1 protein-coding gene is annotated in these 1,009 nt (G+C 51.8%); it reads right to left on the bottom strand.

Annotated features, from left to right (window positions below; genetic code table 11):
* Positions 1 to 450 precede the first annotated feature (450 nt).
* Positions 451 to 1,009: RHS repeat-associated core domain-containing protein (locus QME66_13995; GenBank protein ID MDI6810052.1), on the bottom strand; the 559-nt coding region annotated here is incomplete at its 5' end.

Genomic DNA, 1,009 nt, shown 5'->3' on the forward strand with positions numbered 1-1,009 from the left:
GGGAACACGGAGATGCCGAATTGTGAAATGTGAAGATACGACCCCGATGGCCTATTATCTTTGGGTTTGACCCGATGCCCCTTTCAAGTAGGCCGCGAGATCATTCGCTGTTAACCATCTAACTGATCCATCCACATATAGAACGTTCGCACCCCGTCCCCCATGACAGTCTGGCGGGCAGAAAACACGAACATGCCCTGGTATTACGTTGCTCTGTTCTGACACAAAAACCCAATGGCAATGAGCAGGCATTTCCGGGACGGAGTTCGACAGTTGTCTGCCGAACTGTGAAAGACTCAGTTGACACCGGCTTCGGTCAGCATAAAACTTAGCTTCACCGCGAACTGTGATGATCCTCTCTGCCACGCCGTAACTGAGGAACCCTGCCAAGAAGACTGCAAAGTACTTCAGCGCTGTCTTCATGGTGACTGATGTTTCTTCGCCACAGTTCTAGCCTTCCCCCTTAAACGATTCCACCCATGACCCGACAAAGGTGAATGGAAGCGATCCCCACCAGCCCCATGGAGAGGGAAGCAATTCATCAAACTCGTCAGAGAACGATCCATCGATCTGGATCACCCACTTCTTGAATTTCTTCAGGCAGCAATCAACCTCATACTTTCCAGATCCCGACAAGGATACGCCCACTTGCCCAAGATAGACGTATCTCGTGTTGTACATAAACGCAACGGATGACGCTGACGATGACTCTGCAGTACTATCGAAGTCCTTCACCTCGACACCCGTCTTTCCCGCACACTCTTTCGATCTCTTTGCCAGCATGTTGTTCTTTAGCAGTTCCACATCTGCCCGAACTTGGGAATCGTTCTTCACGGCTTCCGTCGCCGACGCGTTATCAATCGTAATCAAGCCGAGGAGGTCCCACCGGTCGATTGGATTGTTGCGAATGGCAACGTATAAGTTCCGCCCCCCTCTTTCCCCGATGGGATCACGGGAGAGCCACCGCCCCAGCTCGGGTGAGTAGTATCTGTAGCCGTAGTAGAGCAGT

Source organism: Candidatus Eisenbacteria bacterium, from assembly GCA_030017955.1.
Classification (GTDB): Bacteria; Eisenbacteria; RBG-16-71-46; order JASEGR01; family JASEGR01; genus JASEGR01.